Origin of the sequence: Shinella sp. G-2, assembly GCF_050172695.1 — a bacterium.
In the GTDB taxonomy this organism is placed as follows: domain Bacteria; phylum Pseudomonadota; class Alphaproteobacteria; order Rhizobiales; family Rhizobiaceae; genus Shinella.
Genome location: NZ_JBBEYH010000021.1, coordinates 26,110 through 45,951, shown reverse-complemented (window position 1 = coordinate 45,951; position 19,842 = coordinate 26,110). Strand labels below are relative to the sequence as shown.

Sequence of the window (19,842 nt, the reverse complement as noted above, 5' to 3'; positions counted from 1 at the left end):
AGGCACCCTCTCCGTTAATGTGGTAAATCATATACCACATTAAATCGAAGTGCACCGTGACAAAATAGCGCCCGGGCACTCCCGTAAGAGCAGGCGCAAAAACACATCGGGCGACCCGAAGGCCGCCCGATGCAAAGTCTGAAAAGGGCTGCTGCCGTCAGGCGGCGGCGCGGTGGCGCGGGGCTTCGCCGGCGCGGCTGACGGTGAAGCGCATCACCATGTCGCGCAGCGTATGGGCCTCGTCGTTGAGAAGGCTCGCGGCGGCAGTGGTTTCCTCCACCATCGCGGCATTCTGCTGCGTCACCTGGTCCATGTTGTTGACCGCGACGTTGATCTCCTGCAGCCCCGAGGACTGTTCGCGCGCGGAGGCGGAGATGTCCTGGATCAGCTTGTTGACGGAGAGCACCTGCTCGGCGATGCGGGTGAGCGCGCTGCCGGTCTCGGCGACCAGCGTCACGCCTTCCTGAACCTGCGAGCTGGAGGCGGAAATCAGCGCCTTGATCTCCTTGGCCGCCTGGGCCGAGCGCTGGGCGAGTTCACGCACCTCCTGCGCCACCACCGCAAAGCCCTTGCCGGCCTCACCGGCGCGCGCCGCTTCCACGCCGGCGTTCAGCGCTAGCAGGTTCGTCTGGAAGGCGATCTCATCGATGACGCCGATGATCTGCGTGACCTTGCCGGAAGAATCTTCGATGCCCTCCATGGCGGTGATCGCCTTGCGCACCACGGCGTTGGAACGGTCGGCATCGGCGCAGGCCTCGTTGACCTTGGCCGCCGCCTCGCCCGCATTGCGCGTGCTGGTGTGCATCTGCTCGGCGATCTCGTTCATCGCGGCCGCCGTTTCCTCCAGGCTCGCGGCCTGCTGTTCGGTGCGGCGCGAGAGATTGTCCGAACTGCGGCTGATCTCGCCGATGCCGGCATTCAGCGAATGGACGGTCTGGTTGAGCTGCAGGATGGTCTGCTCGAGGCTGTCCATCGTGGCGTTGAAATTGTCGCGCAGCTCCATATAGGACGGCGGGAAAGCCTCGGTGATGCGGCTGGTGAGATCGCCGCGGGCAAGGCCTGCAAGACCGTGGCCCAGGGCTTCCACCACCTTGCGCTGCTCCTCCGCAGCGCGGGCGCGCTCGGCTTCCGTCTCGCGGCGCTCGCTTTCGCTCAGCTGGCGCTGCTCGGCATTGGTGGCTTCGAGACGGCGCCCGTCCGCCAGCTTGTGACGGAAGGCTTCGAGCGCGACGGCGACCTTGCCGATTTCGTCGCTGCGCGCCTGACCGGCAACCGGCTGTTCCAGCTGTCCCTCGGACATGCGGCCGACATCGCCAAGCAGCGAGGCCATCGGCCGCTGCACGAAGGTACGCACGGCGAGCAGCAGCGCGCCCATGACGGCTGCCAGGATGATGATGCCGCCGATGACGAGGATCATGGTCTGCTCGTTGACGATGGACGACACCGCCGCCGCCGGGACGTCCACCGCAACCGCCCAACGGGCATTGAGGCCGGGCAGGTCGAACGGATAGACGACGCGGTAGACCGCGCCGCCATCGGCGCCGACGACATCGTTCAGCGTCACGGTGCGGCCGTCGCCAAGCGCCGCCTTCACCTTGTCCGTGCCTTCGGCGGCGTAGTCCTTCATCGTCTGCGCCGCATCGGGCGCGGCCAGCCACTTGCCGGTGCCGGAGAGCAGATAGACGCGGCCGTCACCGAACGGACGCTCGGTCTTCAGCGACTCGGCCAGCGTGCCGAGCGCGATATCGAGGCCCGTCACCGCGACGAGGCGATCCTTGATGATGATGGGCTGGGCGACCGTCATCATCAGGAGATTGTTGGCCGAGGGTTCTTCATAGGGTTCGGTCGCGGCACCCTTCAGGCTCGTGGCAGCGAGGCGGTAGTATTCCGCATTGCGGTCGACGGTCGGGCGCAGAAGATCGAAGCCGTTCGCGCCACGGATCCAGTAGGGCGTGAAGATGCCTTCCTTGTTGGTGCCCTGCGCGGCGTCGTCCGAGGGGCCGAGCTTGCCGTCGAGGCCCTGCTCGGTGTCGACGATCCAGGCGCCGAAGACGAGATCGAACTTCTCGACCTGCGCCGGCATCATCGCCGTGATCAGCGCGCGGTCGAGGCGGCCGTCGGCCACCCCGCGCTCGACGAGACCGGCAAAGCTGCGGGCCGCGCCCGAGAGGGCGTCGATCTTGCCGCTCATCGCCTGCGCCGTCGCTTCTGCCTCGGCTTCCGCCTGCTTGAGCGTGATGGCCACGGTACGCTCGCGCACCTGAAGAATGACGACGAGGAAGGTCAGCGCCAGAACGCAGGCAATGGCAAGCGCGCTGACGGAGAGCAGCTTGACGGCCAGCGACATCGAGGATTTCGAACGCGCAGGAGAAGTGGAGGCCATGGATCGGTCCTGTTTCGCCTCAAATGGCGACGTTTCACACGGGAAAAGGGTATAGACGCGATCGAAGTTGCGGCATTTGAATTAAAAAATTCATAAATGTCGCAAACCGCATCTTTGCGGCGACGGGATCCGCCGGCGGCCAGTGGCTTTCCGTGAAGCGGGCGCAGGAGCGCGCCTAGTCGACCCGGATGACGATGCGGTTGTTCAGACGGTTCGTCACGTCAGGCGGATAGGACCCGCCATCGACGGGACGCCAGGGAAGGACGCGCCCGAGCCCCATGGTCTGGACTTGCTGGCGAAGTCCGAGCGCCCCGATTTTCTCCGACAGCGTTCGGGCGCGCGCATCCGAAAGAGCCATGTCGCCCGAGGCATTGCCTTCGGTGCGGACATGAACGGCGATCGTCACCCGCGCGCCGCCCACGGCCTTCAAGTTACCGGTCAGTTCCTGCAGCAAGGCTGCGCCATCGCTGGAGATCGTGTCGCGCCCGGCCTCGAACATATCCGGGAACACCTTCTCCTTCAGCGTCATGCCGCGCATTCGCCAGGAGCAGGGGCAGCGGAAGACCAGGGGCTTCACATTGCCGGCAAGGCGCATTTCATCGGCGAGACCAAGAAGGCGATGGGTGTAGGCGGTGTCGGGCGCCATCCAGTCCGGCGTGCCGATGTCGTCGCGCACCTGCTCCAGCGCCAGCGTATAGGCCTTGTAGGCCGCGGCGTAGTCCTTCCCCTCCCGGGCGATATCGCCAAGCGCATCCCACACATGCCACGGTCCGCCAAACGCCCGCGCCGCCTCTTCGAGAGGCTGCGCAAAACCGGCAAGCGGCTTGCCCTCCGCGACTGACGCCGCAATCCCGTTGAAGGCGAGGAGCCCCTGCAGCCGATCGGCAAGACTGCGATACTCGCCGCTGCATTTTTCCGCCGCCAGGGTGGCAAGGCGCGGTTGATCTGCCGCATTGAACGCATCGACAAGGGCGCCGGTGTCACAGGCGAACGCAGGGTCCGTGCCCGACGCCCACAGGAAAAGGCCGATGGCGCAGGCGATGCGCGTCGGAAGCGGTATTCCCGGCAGGATCGCCATTGCTGAACACCTCCACGTCAAGATGGCTAGCAACCTCCCCCGGCGCCGCGCCGCACCAGAGCGGCAAGGAGCCGGGACGTCTGTTCATCGACGATCCCCGTCGCCGGGAGGCGGTATTGCCGCTGGAACTGTGTGACGGCTTTCTTCGTCGTTTCGTCGAAAACCTCGTCCGGCAGTTCGAGCAATTGCCCCAGCGTGTTCAAGCGCTGCTCCACGTCCTTGACCCGGTTGGCGATATCGCCGGCCTGAAGCGCCACGAAGGTCTCCGTCATCTGAGCCTGGCAGGCGGTATCCTTGCCCCGCGGCGCAAGCGAGAAAAGGCCGACCAGCTCGCCGCCGTCCGATTCCTCCTTCAACGCCAGCAGGGTGCCCTCCCCGGAAGCGTCGGTAACGATGTATCGTGTCTCCAGCAGCAGGCGCCCGTCATCCGCCAGCGCCAGCGTGAGGCTCCCGCCGTCGCATTCGATGCTGCAGCGTAGACCCCGGCCCGACCGCTCGCATCCTGCACCGACACCGAAGACCTCGTTTGGCACGTCCCATTCCGTGTACTGGATATCGATGCCCACGCCGGCCGTGATGTCCTCACGCTTGCGGTAGATGACCGTCAGTTCCTTGATCGGCCCGTCCTCGCGGGGAAAAGCGGCGGCGTAGCACGTGTCCGCTCCGCTCATGACATCGCCGGCCAGGACCGGTGCGAAAGAGGTCGCAAGGAGCGCGAGGCCCATGAAAGCCGGAAATGCCCTGTGAAACATCGTCATCGCCAGTTCCCCGTCAAGATGAAAGGCGCCCAGTAGAAGGGGTGGGAAAAGCCCATGTCGATACCGTCCTCGTCCATTTTGACGATGGAGCCGCCGACATCAGGCGCACTGTCATAAACGATGCTTCTGGCGTCGAGGTTTTTCCGCGACCCGAGGTCACCATGAATGAACTCCCGCTGGACGGCGCCCATCGCCGCGGCCTTGGAAAGGTGCCCCATCGTGCGCAATTCGTAGAAACGCTGCATCATCAGGGCCGTCGAGGGATCGTTGACCTGCCACAGGCTGGCCAGCGTGGATTGCGCGCCGCGATCGCTCGTCACCTTCGACAGGCTGTCGATCTCGCGGCCGTCGGCATCCTCCTCCGCAAAGCCGGTTTCGCAGGCCGACAGCGTCAATAGTTCGACATGGCGGAAATCGTAGCGAGCCTTGTCGTTCTTGATCTCGCGCAGCGACAGCAGTTCCCCCGTCCCCAGCAGCAGGCTGGAATCGGCGTCGGTCTTGCCGAGGGCGAAATGCGAGGCGATATGCACGATGGCAAGGCCCGCAGGCGCCGCGCTGCCGGTCGCCAGCGCTTTCGTGAGCGCGCCGCGGTCGAAGGCCTGGTCAAGCGCCACTTCGCCATCGAAGATGCCGGCACGGTCGCTGCCCTTCACGAGCCCTTCCAGCTCGACCGCGACCCCCGGCAGAGCGGAGAAATCGCCCGTCGCCTGCGTCATGCCGAGCGCGGAGAAGGGCACGTCGCTCGCGCTGCCGCCGGCAGCCTCGAAGGCGCTGTTCGTCAACACCGACGTATCGTAGGTCTCGGCCAGATAGGTCCGGCCGTCGTGCAGGGCCGCAAAGGGCAGATAGCGCAGGCGCCTGTCGAGCGACAGAAGCAGCAGGCGCGCATCGTCCGCATCGAGTTCGGCGCGGATGGGCGCGATCAGCAGATCATAGAGTTTCTTGCCCTGCGGCAACGGATCGGTGACAGCGCGGCTCATGAGGTGGCGGAACCGGTCGATATCCGCGTTGAGATCCGCCTCGGCGAAGGGCTTGCCGTTCCATTCCGTGACGACGAAGCTCTTCGGTCCGGCGGCCGTCGTCACGATGATGTTGAGACGCTCCGGCATGACGAGATAATGCACGATCACCGTGCCCTTGCCCGCCTCGGCCTTCGCGATGGTTTCAGAGGGACCGAGCGTATCGGGCAGCGGCGACACGGCCTCCGCTTCGGCCAGCACGCCCGCGGCGGCCATGATGGCGTGCATGCTGTCGGCATAGGCCCGGTCGGCCTCCTGCAGGCGTGTTTCGATGCCGGACAATTCCTGCTGTTCCGCCTGTGTCAACGTCCGCGCCGCACGCTGGAGCCGCAGTTCGTTCGCCCGGCGCCCTTCCGGAACGACCGGCAGAACAAGGGCATCGAGCGCGGCGCGCAGGCGCTGCTCCTCCGGCGTATAGGGGATTTCCCGGAAAGCCTCGCCAACGAAATCGGGATCGCGCCCGACGAACTGGAAGGCCTCGAAATCCTTCAGCAGCCCCAACACGAACCGCGCCTCGCCCAGCCTGTTTTCCCGCACCAGCAAGTCGGCGAGCCAGCGGTAGTTGTCGGAGACGAGGTCGCGGAAGCAGCCCTGCAGCCTTTCCGGGATCGTGGAAAGATCGCGCCGCACGGCCTGCAGACGGTTGATGGCGTCCTTCGCCAGCACCATCGCCGCCGCATCGGCATCGAGCGCGAAGACGCGCTCGCTGGCGCGTGACAGGTGGCAGACGGAGGTCAGCGCGCCCTGCAATTGTCCAAGCTCGACCGTGGCGATGGTGTCCAGCCGCATTTCGGCGGCAAGGGCCGTCAGTTCCATCGAAAGGGCAGCGTCCTTCCGGCCCGCGGCCTTCTCGGCATTGGCGCTTTCGCGCGCCGCGTTGACGAAGGCGCGTGAAAGCCCGCGCTGCGCCTTGACAGCGGCGAAGACCGCTTCGGCCTCCTGCGGTGTCGTCACGACATCGGCGACGACCTCCTGCGGCCTGCCGTCAATGAGCGCCAGATAGTCGCGCGCCTCCTCGTCGCCCCGCGACGCAAGGAAGCGCAGGAGCGGTACGAAGCCGTCCGGCAGCGTGCTCATATCCGTGGTGTCGCGCTGGGCGATGAGCCGGCGGAACGTTGGCGAGCGCAGGGAGGCGACAATGTTCCCACTCTCCTCCCCCGCAACTCCACGCGCGGCGAAGCCTCTTGCCAGGCGCTCCTCTGCTTCCGCGCGCTGCAAGGCGGCCAGCGCCCCCTTGAAATCGCCATAGGCAGCCAGCACGTCGAACAGGTCGACATGATCGAGTGCCTTGAGCCGGTCGATACCGACACCGACAAGCACACCGCCAAACGCACCGGACGCCAGGTACTTGGCCGCTTGCGGGCAGGTGCTCAGCGGTTGTTCGTCCTTTGTCGCCGTACAGACGCGGTCGAGCACCTTTGCCATGTCCTTCGGCAGGGCGGCCGCGCCGTTCTTGCGCGTGATGTCCTCGATCTTCAAGGCGAGATAGGCGGGTATCGAGGTCAGCGATCCGAACAGCCCATTGCCGCCCTCCTCGGGCGCAAACACGGCGGCACTCAACACGGCACGCGGCTCGCCCTTCGATTTGCGCAGGTCGGGAAACGCGGTGAGGAGGCGATAGAGCGTGAACGCGTCGTCCCGTCTTTCGGCCTCGGGTATCCTTCGCAGCCAGTTGGCGGCATCCGCCGTGTCGAGCGTTCCACCACACTGCACGCAGAGCGCCAGTCGCGCCAGGCTGCGCCCGAAATCCGGACTCTTCTTTGCCGCCGCCTCGACCAATTTGCGCCCGTCGCTGGTGGCCAGGGCGGCATTGCCGGACATCAGCCGGTTGACCACCAGCGTCGTCGGCAGGAACTTGCCGGCAGACAGGAGGCGCTTGTAGGTGGCGAGTGCGCCCTTGCGGTCCGGCGTCGCCGCGCCTTCCAGGAAGCCCGCCATCAGATAGAGCCCGAAGGGCTCCCCCTTGGCCGCCGCCTGCTCGGCAAGCGTTCTTGCCCTGCCGGCATCCTCGGCCGTACCGAGACCGTGCAGGGTGAGGAAGGCAAGCCGCGAGGCGGCATAGTCGAGGCCTTCGTCCGCTGCCGACTGGAGCAGCCGCGCTGCCAGGTCCGGCGCCTTGCCACTCGGTGCCGCGCCCGCCAGGAGCCGTTCGGCGAGCGAGACCTTGAACGGCGCGCCCTTCGATGCCAGCACAGCCTCGAAGGCTGCATCGTAGCGGATGACCAGTTCCGCGAGCCGGGCAAAATCTGCCATGTCGGCAACGCTGATCGCTGCCTTGTAATCCACGCGGATCGGCCCTGCGGCGACAGGGTCTCCGTTATATTTGTTGGCGGTCAGCTTCTCCACGAAAGCCTCGGCCGCCGTGCCCGCCAGGGCAGGATCCTCCAAGGCCTCCAGGTAATGCACATAGAGGGTTTTCGACGGCTTGCCCTCTTCCATCCAGTACGCTGCGGCCGCGGCATTCGCCCGGACGCCGACGCCCCGCCGGTAGAGTTCGGCGATCCAGCGCTCGGCCTCACCCGGCACATCGCCCAGCCGGGGAGAGGCGATGGAGAGGAGCAAGGCCCGCTGCCACCGCGTCCATTCGCCCTTCTGCGCGAATGCATCGAGAACGGCGCTCGTCTCGGCGGTTTGCATCAGCGCCCAGGTACTGCCGATCGTCTCCTGAATTCCGAGAAAGCCCAGCGCCGCCGCGGGCACGCTTCCGGTGTCGCCGGCGTCGCAGGCACCGGAGGAAAGCGGGATCGCCGCCGCATCGACGACATCAGCCGCCGTCGGCGTCTCGCGCCCCGAACGCCCGAGCCCAGCCAGAAGGCGCTGCCAGCCCCTGCGGCTTTCTGCGCCGAAAGCCCCGTCGATCGCGCCGTCGAAGCAGCCGTGAAGGCGCATCAGGCCCTGCGCGGCCATGAGGTAGCCATGATAGGGCGAGCGAACCTCCTGCTGCTCGTAGGCCATATCGGCGAGCGGCTTGGCGAAGATGCGCGTCATCATCGGGCAAAGGCGTTCGCCGTATTTGTCCGCATAGGTCTCCATCGTCACGATGGCGCCGGCGTGGGTCTTCAGCAACCGGGCCGCAATCGCGCCGACCTGGCCTTCCAGCGGTGGCAGCCCGCCGTTCTGTGCGATGAGGGATGAGAGGCCGGAAACGCCTGCCTCCTTGCCCAATTGATCGAGGCTCCGCCCCGTCCAGGCCGTCAACAGGACAAGCGCGAGGTCGGCGTCGGGCTTGGTCTCGAACTGCGCGCATTGGTAACGCCGAGCGACGGCAAGGATGCGTTCGATCCTGGCCTTTGCGCTCGCGGGCAGCGGCGTGTGATCCTCCGGCTGCTGCTCTTCGACGACGGGGGGCGCCTCCTCCACGTCCACGGCGGCCGTCTGCGTGTCATTGCTGCCGTCCGGCGGCATCGTGACCGGCTCACGCGACGGACGGGAATGATTCTTTCGGATCGAGGCGACAACGACATTGGCAAGCCGCGCATAGTCCGCACGCCGGGAGGTGTCGAAGCGGAAATGGGCAGCCGCGAAGCAGGCACAGGCATCGACCTGGACATAGTAGGAGACGGCGATCTCCTTCGTGTCCGGGTTGCGGATGGTGATGGTGCATTCCTTTTCGAAGATGCGCCGGTTGGCGGTCTGGGTGAAACCGTATTTGACCCAGTTCCTTTGCCGCTCGTCGATCAGCTCCGTGCAACTGCCGTAGTCGTCCTGGATGAGGCGCAGAGTTCCTTCGACCCCATTGGCCGAGAATTTGCGATCGATCTTGTCAGCCGCGAATTCGACGCCGGCGGGCAGCGACGCCTTGATGTCGTAGCGCTTGCTGTTGCGGTAGATTTCCAGAGCCTCGGCCGATTGCAGCAGGGCACCGAGGAAAAGGGCCGCCAGAAACCAGAAGAGGGTTTTCCGCAAGATCTGTCGCGTCACGTCAGGGCCCCAGATTCACCACCTCGACCCTGCGGTTCTCCGCAGCGTCGGGATCGGCCGTGTTCTTCAGTCGCTCTTCCCCGTAACCGATGGCGATGAGCCGCGCGGCACCGATGGAAAAGTGGCTGACGAGATAGTCGCGAACAGCCTCCGCGCGGCGTTCGGACAGCGTCATGTTGCTGTCGTTGCCGCCCTTGGCGTCCGTATGTCCGTTCAGGAGCACCCGGGCGGTGGCCAGCGACTTGTGCGTGAGCGCAGCGCCGAGGGCGTTCAGATCAGGAACCGAAGCGGGCTCTATGTCGGCAGAATCGTAGCGGAAGCGGATTTCGACATCGATGCTGGGCAGCTGGTTGGCTTCGACGATTTCTTCCACTTCCTGTCGATGCACCGCCTTGAGACCGCGGGTCGGCAATTGGGAAAGATAGTCCCTGTCCCGGTCGCCCAGCATCTGCATCGGCTCGCCGCTGCGGGTGACCGTGGCGCCGTTGGCCGTGAGACTCTTGATCAGGCTCTCCGCATCGACGGCCGCCCCTGGCGACGCCAGCAGCGCCGAGGCCAGGAAAACGGGAAAACCGATACGGAATTTCATAATGCGTCCAGTCTGTTGCAGAGAAAAATTCGCTCTCATTCTCACCCCGCCGGCAGAGGATGCACGACGTCGCACCGCACCGTCGTCGGCTGCGTCTCGGAGGATGCGGCCACGAGTGCGCCATCCAGCGTAATGGTCCTCACCTCGCCAACCGAGAGATCCGAGACCTCTTGCGAAAACGACCATGCACCGCCGCTCGAGCCGCTCCCCTTGCAGCGAATGGTTGCCGACGTTACCGGCCTGGAGACGTCTTCGATCCGGAGGGAAAGGCGGGCTACAGTGGTCCCGCTCCTGTCGATGGACTGCAGCCCGTCGAAGGAAACCTTGAACGGCGCGGCGTCTGCGCCACTGAAGACGAAGAGCCCCGCATGCGCCTGTGCGCTGGCGAGCATGGCCATGAAGAAGATCAGGCGCCGCATCAAATCCCTCCCCCTGCCTCGGTTTCCCCGCTCGTGAAAACGGCCGAAGTTCCCGTATCCCTTCTTCCTGAACGGAAAGACGAGACCGCTTATTCGCATCGAAAACAGATATCGCCACACAATCGCCCCTGCAACCAAGCGTTAGCAGAGGCGATCCATGGATATATTCGGGGGAATGCCGCCTGCCCGCGGCAAAGGCTCTCAGAGCACCAGCGGGCTGGTGCGGTTCTCGATCATCCGCACGAGGTTCAGCGCGGTCATTTCCGAGGATTTCGGGTTGGTGGCAAGCGGCCGGTTCTGCAGACGGATTTCCAGGGTGCCGAAGGCGCCGGCGGCGTGGATGTGATGGGTGTTTTCCGTTGCGGCCGGATCGGCGACAAGGCGGACGCGGGTGTCCTGCATGCCGAGGCCGGCAAGGGATGTGGTGGCCGCGACATTGGCGTTCTGCGGGAAGGCCGTGGCCGCTTCGGCGGCGCTGCCCTCGAAGACGATCTCCGCCTGTTGCAGGTCGGCAAGGCGGCAGCGCTGCTCGGCCGGGGTGCCAAGCCAGGCCTTGGCGGGCTTGATGATGACGTGCTCCACCCTGTCCAGCCCGAGCCGCGCGGCGGCCGAGAGGGCGTCGATGCCGCCGAGCGCTCCCGGCGGGACGATGAGTTTCGTGCCGTTGCGCCGCGCGGTTTCGACGAGTTCGCCGAGCACGGCCGGATCGACCAGCGCGGAGGTGGAGGAGACGGCGAAATCCATGCCGGCCGTCAGGGCGGCGCGGGCGAAGGGCAGCACGCTTTCGCGGCTCGCCGCCTCGACGACGAGGCGCGCGCCGGTCGCGGCCAGCGCCTCGGGGCCTGCGACATGCACGGCCCCATCCGGCATGGTTCCCTCGATCTCCGTCGGATCGCGCACGGCGATGCCGACGATCCGGGCGTTGGCACCACGCGCTTTCAGAAGCGCGGCGACCCGCTGGCCGATGGCGCCCCAACCGACGAGACAGATGGCTTCGACTGTCGACATGAAATGGCCCCCGGCTCCGCCCATCAGGCGGAGCCTTTGCAGGTTTGGTTCGGGTTAAAGCGTCACCCAGCCTTCGGGCGGACTCTTGCCCGGATGCACGGTGCCGCATTTCGGGCAGGTGCGCAGCTTTTCGTCGGCATAGAAGGCCTTGTAGATCGGCGGCAGGTCGTCGACGATGGATTCGAGGTCCACTTCTGCGCGATGCACGAGTTCCGTGCACTCGAAGCAGTACCATTCCACCGCGTCGAGCAGGCCTTCCGGCCGCGTCGGTTCGATGACGAGGCCGATGGAGCCTCCCATCGGGCGCTGCGGCGAATGGCGCACATGCGGCGGCAGGAGGAAGATGTCGCCCTCGCGGATCGGCACATCGTAGAATTCCTTGCCGTCATAGAGCTTCAGCACCATGTCGCCCTTGAGCTGGTAGAAGAACTCCTCCACCGGGTCGTCGTGATAGTCCGTCCGCTTGTTGGGACCGCCGACGATCGTCACCATCAGGTCGGCGTCCTTCCAGATCTGCTGGTTGCCGACCGGCGGCTTCAGCAGGTGCTTGTGCTCGTCGATCCACTTCTGCAGGTTGAAGGCTTTCAGCTTGGTCATCGATGGTCCTCCCTCTTCCGTTCAACCCAGTTTCAGGCCGCATTCCTCGAAGGCGGCGCGGGTCAGTCTCTTTTCCTCATCCGTCAGCTCCAGCAGCGGCCGGCGCACCGCGCCGCCGACCTGACCGAGCAGCTCCTGCCAGTACTTCTGGTGCGCATGGGGCTTTTCGGCCGGCTTGGTCTTGCGGAAGGCGTCGCGCACGCCCTGCAGGCTGGCGCTGACCGCGCGCGCCTCCTCCGCCTTTCCGGCGAAGGCGAGCGCGGTGTAGTCGGCGATGCGGCGGTCCGCCTTCGTCTGCAGCGTGTAGGGCGGCGAGGAGCAGAGATAAAGCTGCCAGCCGAGTTCCAGCACGTTATCCAGCCATTCCTCCTCGGAGGCGGTGGAGACGAGGATGCGGTCTCCGGCAAGCCGCGTCAGCGTCTTGTACATCTCGCGCGGCACGGAATACTTGATGGCGACGACCGTCTCGATATCGGCGAGCCGGTTGCAGAGTTCCGGGCTCATCAGATAGCCGCTGTCAGGATGTGACCACAGCGCCATGCCGATATCCACCTTGGAGGCGATGGTCTCGTAGTAGCGCAGCAGCGTCTCGTCCTGCTGCTTGAAGAAATGCAGGATCGGCGCATGCACGACGATATAGTCGGCGCCGCAGGCCTGGGCATGGCGGGCAAGGTCGATCACCACGTCCATGTTCTGGTCCGAGCAGGACATGATGGTCTGCGCCCGCTCGCCCACGGCTTCCACCGAGAGGTCGAACATGCGCTTGCGCTCGTCGACCGACATCGCGAAGAACTCGCCCTGCTTGCCGGCAATGAACAGGCCGTCGATGCCGAGATCGGAAATCCAGTGCTCGACGTTGCGGCGATAGCCCGCCTCGTCGATCGCGCCATCGGCGGTGAACGGCGTGTTCGCCGCCGCCCAGATGCCGCGCATCGTGGCGCGGGAATGGGCCTTTGCATCCTTACGCTGGTATTTCATGACGCTCCCTGTCGCATGTCTTGCCGCGGCGCATCCAGCGGCCGCCGTCTTTGTTGTCGCCATTTAGCGCCAGAAATTTTTATTCATAAAGACGCATAGTTCGTATATATTCATGTCGAAATCAGTATGGATTGCCCAATGCTCAATCTGCGTCAGATCAAGTGTTTCCAGGCCGTGGTCGAACTCGGCAACTTCTCCCGCGCCGCCGAGCGGCTGCGCACCAGCCAGGCCGGCATCTCGCATGCCATCCGCGACCTCGAGGCGCTGCTCGGCGCGCGGCTCTTCGACCGCACGACCCGCCGCGTCGAACTGACCGAGGCGGGCCGGGTCTTCGCCGCCGGGGCCTTGCCGGGGCTGGCGGAAATCGAACGGGCCGTCGACGCCGTGCACGATCTCGGGCAGTTGAGGACCGGCCTCGTGCGCATCGCCGCCCCGCCCTTTCTCGGCGCCACGGTGCTGCCGCGCCTGTTGCAGGAGGTCGCCGCCGCCCATCCGAACCTCAAGCTGCGCATCGAGGACGTGGTGACGGACCTCATCGCGCCCCGTGTGCGCAGCGGGCTTTGCGACCTTGGCGTCGGCACCTTCGCCAGCGACGAGGACGGGCTGGAGATCCAGCGCGTGCTGCGCGACCAGCTCATGGTTTTCGCACCGGAGGGACATGCCGTCTGCGCCAGGGCCGAGGTGGCCTGGGCGGCGCTGGCCGACCAGCCGATCATCACGCTGACCCGCGAAAGCAACATCCGGCTCCTTACGGAGGTCGGTTTCGAGAGCGCCGGCGTGCCCTTGCGCCCGGCCCTCGAAGTGCACCAGATCAACACGGCCCTTTCCCTCGTCGAGCGGGAGGCGGGCCTTGCCATCCTGCCGACCTATGCCTTTGCCGGTCTCAACGGCCGCAAGATCGCCGCCCGCCCGCTGGCCGAACCCTCGATTGCCCGCGACGTCTCGATCATCACCGCCCGCGAACGCACGCCCTCGCCCGCAACGCTTGCGGTGCGCACCGTGCTGCGCAAGGTGCTGCGCGACATGGTACCGGTGGTCGGCTGAGAATGCGCGAAGGCCGGAACCGTCAGGGCAACGGTTCCGGCCTGGAGCAATTCCAGCAAAAGTGCACAGTGCCTTTCGTTGCGTTCCCGCGATGGACGGAAAGCGAAGTGCTCCAGCCTCGGACGCCTCCGCGCGTCAGGCGATGCGCAGCGAGACGTTCTTGACGACCGTATAGTGGTGCAGGCCTTCCGCGCCGCCCTCGCGGCCGAGGCCGCTTTCCTTGACGCCGCCGAACGGCGTTTCGGCGACCGAGGCCTCCAGCGTGTTGATCGAAAGGTTGCCGGCCTCGATGCCCTGCATGAGTTGATCGGCATTGGCCATCGAATGGGTGAAGCCGTAGGCGGCAAGGCCGAAGGGCAGCGCATTGGCCTTGGTGATGGCCTCGTCCAGCGACGCGACGGGATTGATCACGGCAAGCGGACCGAAGGGTTCTTCCGACAGCGCGCGGGCATCGTCGGGCAGGTCGGCGATCGCCGTCGGCGCGAAGAAGTAGCCCCTGCCGTCGAGGCGCCCTCCGCCGCAGAGCACGCGCGCGCCCCGGGCGCGGGCATCGTCCACGAGGTCCTGCAGGGCCGCGATGCGGCGGTCGTTGGCGACCGGTCCCATCTGCGTGGCGGCATCGAGGCCGTTGCCGACCCTGATCGCGCGCGCCTTTTCCACGAAGGCTTCGGTGAAGCGGTCGTAGAGCGTTTCATGCACGAAGAAGCGCGTCGGCGAGGTGCAGACCTGGCCGGAATTGCGATACTTGCGGATGGCGCAGGCAAGGCCGGCGGCGACGGGATCGGCGTCCTCGCAGACGATGACCGGGGCATGGCCGCCCAGCTCCATCAGCGCCGGCTTCATGACCTGCGAGGCGAGCGTCGTCAGGTGTTTTCCGACCGCCGTCGAGCCGGTGAAGGCGACCATGCGGATGCGGTCCTGCGGGATGATATATTCGGAAATCTCGGCCGGGTGGCCGAAGACGAGATTGAGCACACCGGCCGGCAGGCCTGCATCGTGGAAGGCGCGGGCGATATGCACGACGCCCGTCGGCGTTTCCTCGGAGGCCTTCATGACGATGGAGCAGCCGGCGGCCAGCGCCCCGCCGATCTTGCGGGCGGGCTGGCTCATCGGGAAATTCCACGGCGAGAAGGCGGCGACCGGGCCGATCGGCTCGTGCAGAACGATATAGCGGATGCCCGGCGCGCTCGGGACGACGCGGCCGTAGAGGCGCACGCATTCGCCTGCGTCCCATTCGAAGAACTCGCAGCCGCGGATGACCTCCAGCCGGGCCTCGGCAATCGGCTTGCCGTTTTCCAGCGTGATCGAGCGGGCGATCTCCTCCGCCCGCGCGCGCATCAACTGGGCGGCCTTCAGGATGATGGCCGCGCGCGCGGCCGGCGACGTCCGGCTCCAGACCTGGAAGCCCTTCCAGGCCGCATCCGTGGCATCGGCAAGGTCGGCCTCGCGGGCCACCGCCACCGTGCCGATGACATCCTCATTGGCGGGGTTGATGACGGCGAGCGTCTCGGAGGTCGCCCTCCATGTGCCGCCGATATAGAGCTGAGCCTGCGTTTCCTGAGCCATGAGATTGCCTTTTCGCCATTCCGTTGGAGGCCAAGCCTTCCGTCCCGCAATGGATGCAACCCGCCGTCTGATATAACAATCCACATAGGTTGAATGAATTGATATCGAGATGTGATAAGTCCGCCCGCGGCCCAAAACGCGAAAGGGCGCTTTCCCGCACGGGAAAGCGCCCACTCTGTTTTCCGATATGTACCGGTATCAGGTCACGGTGCTGCGCACGGCATAGCGCGCATCGCGCCAGGCGCCCGTCTCCATCACATCATGCAGCACGTCCACTGCGTTCCACACATCCGCAAAGCTCGTATAGAGCGGCGTGAAGCCGAAGCGGATGGTCGCCGGCGCGCGGAAGTCGCCGATCACGCCGCGCTCGATCAGCGCCTGCATGATCTCGTAGGCGCTCTCATGCTCGAAGGAGACCTGGCTGCCGCGCGTCGTGCCGTCGCGTGGCCCGACGAGCTTCAGGCCATGCGCGCCGCAGCGCGCCTCGACCAGCGCAATGAAGAGATCGGTCAGCGCGATGCTCTTTTTGCGGATCGCCGCGAGGTCCACCTCGTCCCAGAGGTCGAGCGCGGCGGAGAGCGCGCGCAGCGACAGGATCGGCTGCGTGCCGGAGAGGAAGCGCAGGATGCCCGCACCGCCATCATAGTTGCGCTCGAAGCCGAAGGGACGGGCATGGCCCCACCAGCCGCTAAGCGGCTGGCTGACCTTGTCCTGATGGCGCGCGGCGACATAGATGAAGGCCGGCGCGCCCGGGCCGCCATTGATGTATTTGTAGGTGCAGCCGACGGCGAAATCGACGTTGCAGCGGTCGAGTTCCACCGGCAACGCACCGGCGGAATGGCAGAGATCCCAGACGACGAGCGCGCCTGCCTCATGGGCGCGCCGGGTCAGCGCCGCCATGTCGCGCAACGCACCGGTCTTGTAGTTGACGTGGTTGACCAGCACCACGGCGACACTCTCGTCGATCAGGTCCTCGATGCGGGCACCATCGACGCCCTCCAGCCGCATGACCGTGCCGGGCCGCGTCGCCATCACGCCCTCGGCCATGTAGAGATCGGTCGGGAAGCTCTCGCTCTCCGCGACGATGACCTTGCGCTCCGCATTGAGGCCGAGCGCGGCATGCAGCGCCTTGTAGACATTGGCCGAGGTGTGGTCCGTCACGGCCGTCTGGCCGGGCGCGGCGCCGATCAGGCGGCCGACGCGGTCGCCGAGCGTCAGCGGCAGGGCGAACCAGCCGGCGGTGTTCCAGCTGCGGATGAGGTCACGGCCCCATTCGAGCTTCGCGGCCTTCTCGATCTCGGCATAGGAGGCGTGCAGCGCCGCGCCGAGCGAATTACCGTCAAGATAGGTAACGCCGTCGGGCAGGTCGAAGCGACTCTTGAAGCCCGCGAACGGATCGTCGCGGTCCAGCGCCTCGACGGCTTTGATATCGATGGTCATGGGCAGTCCTTCTATTCACGAACGGTTTCGCGGGCGGGCATGGGGCCGCGGGCGCGCTTGAGGGTGGGTAGCGCCAGCATGGCGAGCACGAAGAGGCCGGTGGCGAGCTTGAGGTCGGTCGGCGGCATGCCGGCGGCAAGGCAGAGCGAGACGAGCTGGTAATAGACGATGGCACCGACGAAGGGGGCGGCAAGCTGGCGGCGGATGGTCTGCTTGCCGACGATGGCCTCGCCGATCATCAGCGCGGCAAGACCGTTGATCAGCGTACCGATGCCCATGTTGACGTCGGCAAAACCCTGCGACTGCACCATCAGCGCGCCGCTGGTCGCCGAGAAGGCGCCGGCAAGGCCGACCCCGCCGATGGTGGCGGCCCAGATGCTGATGCCCTGTGCTTCCGCCATGTCGGGATTGGAGCCGACGGCGCGCATGGCCGTGCCCCGCTCGGTGCGGAAATAGAGGTTCAGCAGGCAATAGACGGCGATGCCGAGCAGGCCGGCGACGACGATCTTGCTCACCGGGAAACCCGGCTCCGTGAAGGGAACGCCGTCGAAGAGGGTCGGCGTGCCATAGACCGAAAGGTTCGACTTGCCCATGAGCCGCAGGTTGATGCTGTAGAGCATGGTCATCATCAGGATGCCGGCCAGCAGCGTGTGGATGCGGAAGCGCAGGTGCACGAAGGCCGTGCAGCTTCCCGCCAGGAACCCCGCAGCCATCGCCACGAGAATGGCAAGCCAGCCCGGTGCACCGCCGGCCAGCGACAACGCGCAGACGCAGCCACCGAGCGGAAACGCGCCTTCGCTGGTGAGGTCGGGAAAGTTCAGCGTGCGGAACGGCAGCATGATGCCGAGCACGATGAAGGAAAGAATGAGGCTCTGCGCCAGCGTGACCGGCACGAGCGCGATGAAATTCGAGAATATCGTAGAAACCGTATCCATGTCCGTCTCAGCTCGCCAGCAGCATGCGGTCGGTCTTCATGCCGAAGTGACCGATGAGTTTCGGGATCGTGACCTCGGCCTTCTCCGCGCCGGTGATTTCGAGCCGGGTCCTGCCGGCGTCGAGCATCACCACGCTATGGCCGAAATCGACAGCGTGCTGCATGTTGTGCGTCACCATCAGCGTGGTGAGGTTGAAGGCCTCGACCGCCCTGACCGTCGCCTGCATGACGATATCGGCCGTGCGCGGATCGAGCGCGGCGGTATGCTCGTCGAGCAGCAGCAGGTCCGGCTGGTCGCAGGTCGCCATGATCAGCGAGAGCGACTGGCGCTGGCCGCCGGAAAGCAGCTCGACGCGTGTGTCCAGCCGGTTTTCCAGCCCGAGGCTGAGAGCCGCGAGACGGTCCCGGTAGCTGGCGAGACGCCGGGCGTTGAGGCCGCGGCTGAAACCGAGCTTCTTGCCGCGCAGTTCGGCGAGCAGCATGTTTTCGGCCACCGTCATCGAGGCGGCAGTGCCCTTCATCGGGTCCTGGAAGACGCGGGCGACGCGGCTTGCGCGCTTGTGCACCGGCAGCGCCGTCACGTCGTCGCCGTTGATGAGAATCTTTCCCGAATCGAGCATCAGCGCGCCGGAAATGGCGTTCAGCATGCTGCTCTTGCCGGCGCCGTTCGAACCGATGACGATCGCGAAATTGCCGGTCGGCAGTGTCAGGCTGAGATCGTTGAGGGCGATCTTCTCGTCGGGCTGCCCCTTGTAGAAGACCTTTCGTGCAGATCGGATTTCAAGCATCCGTTCCTCCTTCGAGCAGTTCCGGCAGGCGCGTGAAGCGACCGTGCGGACGGAGCTGCGTAAAAACAAAAGCGCGCTGGCGGACGGAGACCCGGAGAGCCGCCGTCCGCAGCCGGCGTCAGGTCAGTCGACGATGCACTTGCAGTCGGCGAGCGAAGCGGGGATCTCGATGCCGAAGGCGGCCATGGCCTTCTTCGAGATCAGCGCCTGGTGGTCCTCATAGGCGGGACGCACGGGGGCGATAGACTTCGGGTCCTTGCCCTTCAGCACCTCGGCCGCGATCTTGCCGGCATTGATGCCGACCTGCTCGTAATTGACGGCGAAGCTTGCCGGCACGAAGCCTTCCAGAACGGCGGTATCGACCGCGTTGACGACCGGGATGCCAGACTGGCGCGCAGCGGCCGCAACAGCGGCAATGGCCGGCTGGATCATGTTCGACGTCGGGCCGTAGATGACATCCACCTTGCCGGCGAGCGAGGTGATGCGCTGCTGAATGTCGTTGAGATTGTCGACGCCGACCTCGACCACTTCAAAGCCCTGTTCCGGCGCGATCTTGCGCAGGCTTTCGAGCAGCGCCACGTCATTGGCCTCGCCGGGATTGTAGGGCAGGCCGAGGCGCTTGGCGTTCGGCAGCAGCTTCCTGGTGAAGGCGAGCACCGCTGCCATGTCCTGGCTGTCGGTCGCGCCCGTGATGCCGTCGTCGCCACTCTCCCAGGAGGGAACCAGCTTGCCGGCGACCGGATCGGTGACGGCGGTGAAAATGACCGGAATGCCGGAGCCGGCGAGCGCCTTCTTGGCGATCTGCGAGACCGGGGTGGTGACGGTATAGACGAGCTTCGGCTGTTCGGCCTGCAGCTTGGCAATCATCTGCGGCACAAGCGAGGCGTCGAAATTGGTGTGGCTCTCCGTATAGACGACGTCCTTGCCCTCGACGAAGCCGTTTTCCGAAAGCGCCTTCTTGAAGCCGGCGATTGCGGCGTTGAGCGGCGGGTGTTCGCCGAAATTGGCGATGCCGATGCGGATCGGGTCGGCGGCGGCAGAGCTTATGCCCGCGAGCACCAGGCCGACGGCCATCAGGCCCGTGACAAGTTTCGATTTCGTGGTGGCCATGTTCTTCCTCCCAGCTGCCGCCATGGCAGCGCGGAGTGGAGGAAACGCAGATGCCCCGATAAAGTCAACACGATTATATATAATTATGGCAATGATCGATGATTATATATAATTGTGGAATATATGTCGGCCCCCTATGGTGGCGGCACCCCGGGGGCGGATTTGACTGAACAGCACGAGACCAGCACGAAGACGGAAGCGGCCTACCAG

General features: G+C 65.6%; 15 protein-coding genes. 1 reads left to right on the top strand and 14 read right to left on the bottom strand.

All coding sequences use genetic code 11. The features are described from left to right. Positions 1 to 157 precede the first annotated feature (157 nt). From V8U06_RS22745 to V8U06_RS22705, 9 genes are all read right to left on the bottom strand, one after another. Entirely contained in the window at positions 158 to 2,383 is a 2,226-nt protein-coding gene (locus V8U06_RS22745; RefSeq protein WP_427142619.1) for a methyl-accepting chemotaxis protein, read from the bottom strand. 175 nt (positions 2,384 to 2,558) lie between these two features. Continuing rightward, a complete protein-coding gene (locus V8U06_RS22740) occupies positions 2,559 to 3,461 on the bottom strand; it encodes a hypothetical protein (RefSeq protein WP_427142618.1) in 903 nt (300 codons plus the stop codon). A gap of 26 nt (positions 3,462 to 3,487) precedes the next feature. Beyond that, positions 3,488 to 4,219, bottom strand: coding sequence for a peptidoglycan-binding domain-containing protein (locus tag V8U06_RS22735; protein WP_427142617.1), 732 nt, complete (start codon positions 4,217 to 4,219; stop codon positions 3,488 to 3,490). Next, positions 4,216 to 9,159, bottom strand: coding sequence for a CHAT domain-containing protein (locus V8U06_RS22730; RefSeq protein WP_427142616.1), 4,944 nt, complete (start codon positions 9,157 to 9,159; stop codon positions 4,216 to 4,218). Before V8U06_RS22730 ends, V8U06_RS22735 begins: the two co-directional genes overlap by 4 nt. Before the next feature lies 1 nt (position 9,160). Further along, positions 9,161 to 9,748, bottom strand: coding sequence for an OmpA family protein (locus V8U06_RS22725; RefSeq protein ID WP_427142615.1), 588 nt, complete (start codon positions 9,746 to 9,748; stop codon positions 9,161 to 9,163). 41 nt (positions 9,749 to 9,789) lie between these two features. Continuing rightward, positions 9,790 to 10,167, bottom strand: coding sequence for a hypothetical protein (locus V8U06_RS22720; RefSeq protein WP_427142614.1), 378 nt, complete (start codon positions 10,165 to 10,167; stop codon positions 9,790 to 9,792). A 201-nt stretch (positions 10,168 to 10,368) separates the two neighbouring features. Further along, positions 10,369 to 11,175, bottom strand: a complete 807-nt coding sequence (locus V8U06_RS22715) for an aspartate dehydrogenase (RefSeq protein ID WP_427142613.1) — start codon at positions 11,173 to 11,175, stop codon at positions 10,369 to 10,371. 54 nt (positions 11,176 to 11,229) lie between these two features. Then, on the bottom strand, positions 11,230 to 11,772 hold the full coding sequence (locus tag V8U06_RS22710) for a 3-hydroxyanthranilate 3,4-dioxygenase (RefSeq protein ID WP_427142612.1): 543 nt from the start codon (positions 11,770 to 11,772) through the stop codon (positions 11,230 to 11,232). A gap of 21 nt (positions 11,773 to 11,793) precedes the next feature. Then, positions 11,794 to 12,750: a dihydrodipicolinate synthase family protein gene (locus V8U06_RS22705; protein WP_427142611.1), complete on the bottom strand. Its 957-nt coding sequence runs from the start codon at positions 12,748 to 12,750 to the stop codon at positions 11,794 to 11,796. Between the two features lie 138 nt (positions 12,751 to 12,888). Here V8U06_RS22705 and V8U06_RS22700 point away from each other — a divergent pair, with 138 nt between their 5' ends. Then, positions 12,889 to 13,794: a LysR family transcriptional regulator gene (locus V8U06_RS22700; RefSeq protein WP_427142610.1), complete on the top strand. Its 906-nt coding sequence runs from the start codon at positions 12,889 to 12,891 to the stop codon at positions 13,792 to 13,794. A 135-nt stretch (positions 13,795 to 13,929) separates the two neighbouring features. On the opposite strand, the gene V8U06_RS22695 is transcribed toward V8U06_RS22700, so the two are convergent. From V8U06_RS22695 to V8U06_RS22675, 5 genes are all read right to left on the bottom strand, one after another. Then, positions 13,930 to 15,360, bottom strand: coding sequence for an NAD-dependent succinate-semialdehyde dehydrogenase (locus V8U06_RS22695; protein ID WP_427142609.1), 1,431 nt, complete (start codon positions 15,358 to 15,360; stop codon positions 13,930 to 13,932). Positions 15,361 to 15,558: 198 nt separating this feature from the next. Next, on the bottom strand, positions 15,559 to 16,800 hold the full coding sequence (gene kynU, locus V8U06_RS22690) for a kynureninase (RefSeq protein ID WP_427142608.1): 1,242 nt from the start codon (positions 16,798 to 16,800) through the stop codon (positions 15,559 to 15,561). Positions 16,801 to 16,811: 11 nt separating this feature from the next. After that, entirely contained in the window at positions 16,812 to 17,735 is a 924-nt protein-coding gene (locus V8U06_RS22685; RefSeq protein ID WP_427142607.1) for an ABC transporter permease, read from the bottom strand. Between the two features lie 7 nt (positions 17,736 to 17,742). Continuing rightward, positions 17,743 to 18,522, bottom strand: a complete 780-nt coding sequence (locus tag V8U06_RS22680) for an ABC transporter ATP-binding protein (protein WP_427142606.1) — start codon at positions 18,520 to 18,522, stop codon at positions 17,743 to 17,745. Positions 18,523 to 18,645: 123 nt separating this feature from the next. Next, on the bottom strand, positions 18,646 to 19,632 hold the full coding sequence (locus V8U06_RS22675; protein ID WP_427142605.1) for an ABC transporter substrate-binding protein: 987 nt from the start codon (positions 19,630 to 19,632) through the stop codon (positions 18,646 to 18,648). Between the last annotated feature and the right edge of the window lie 210 nt (positions 19,633 to 19,842).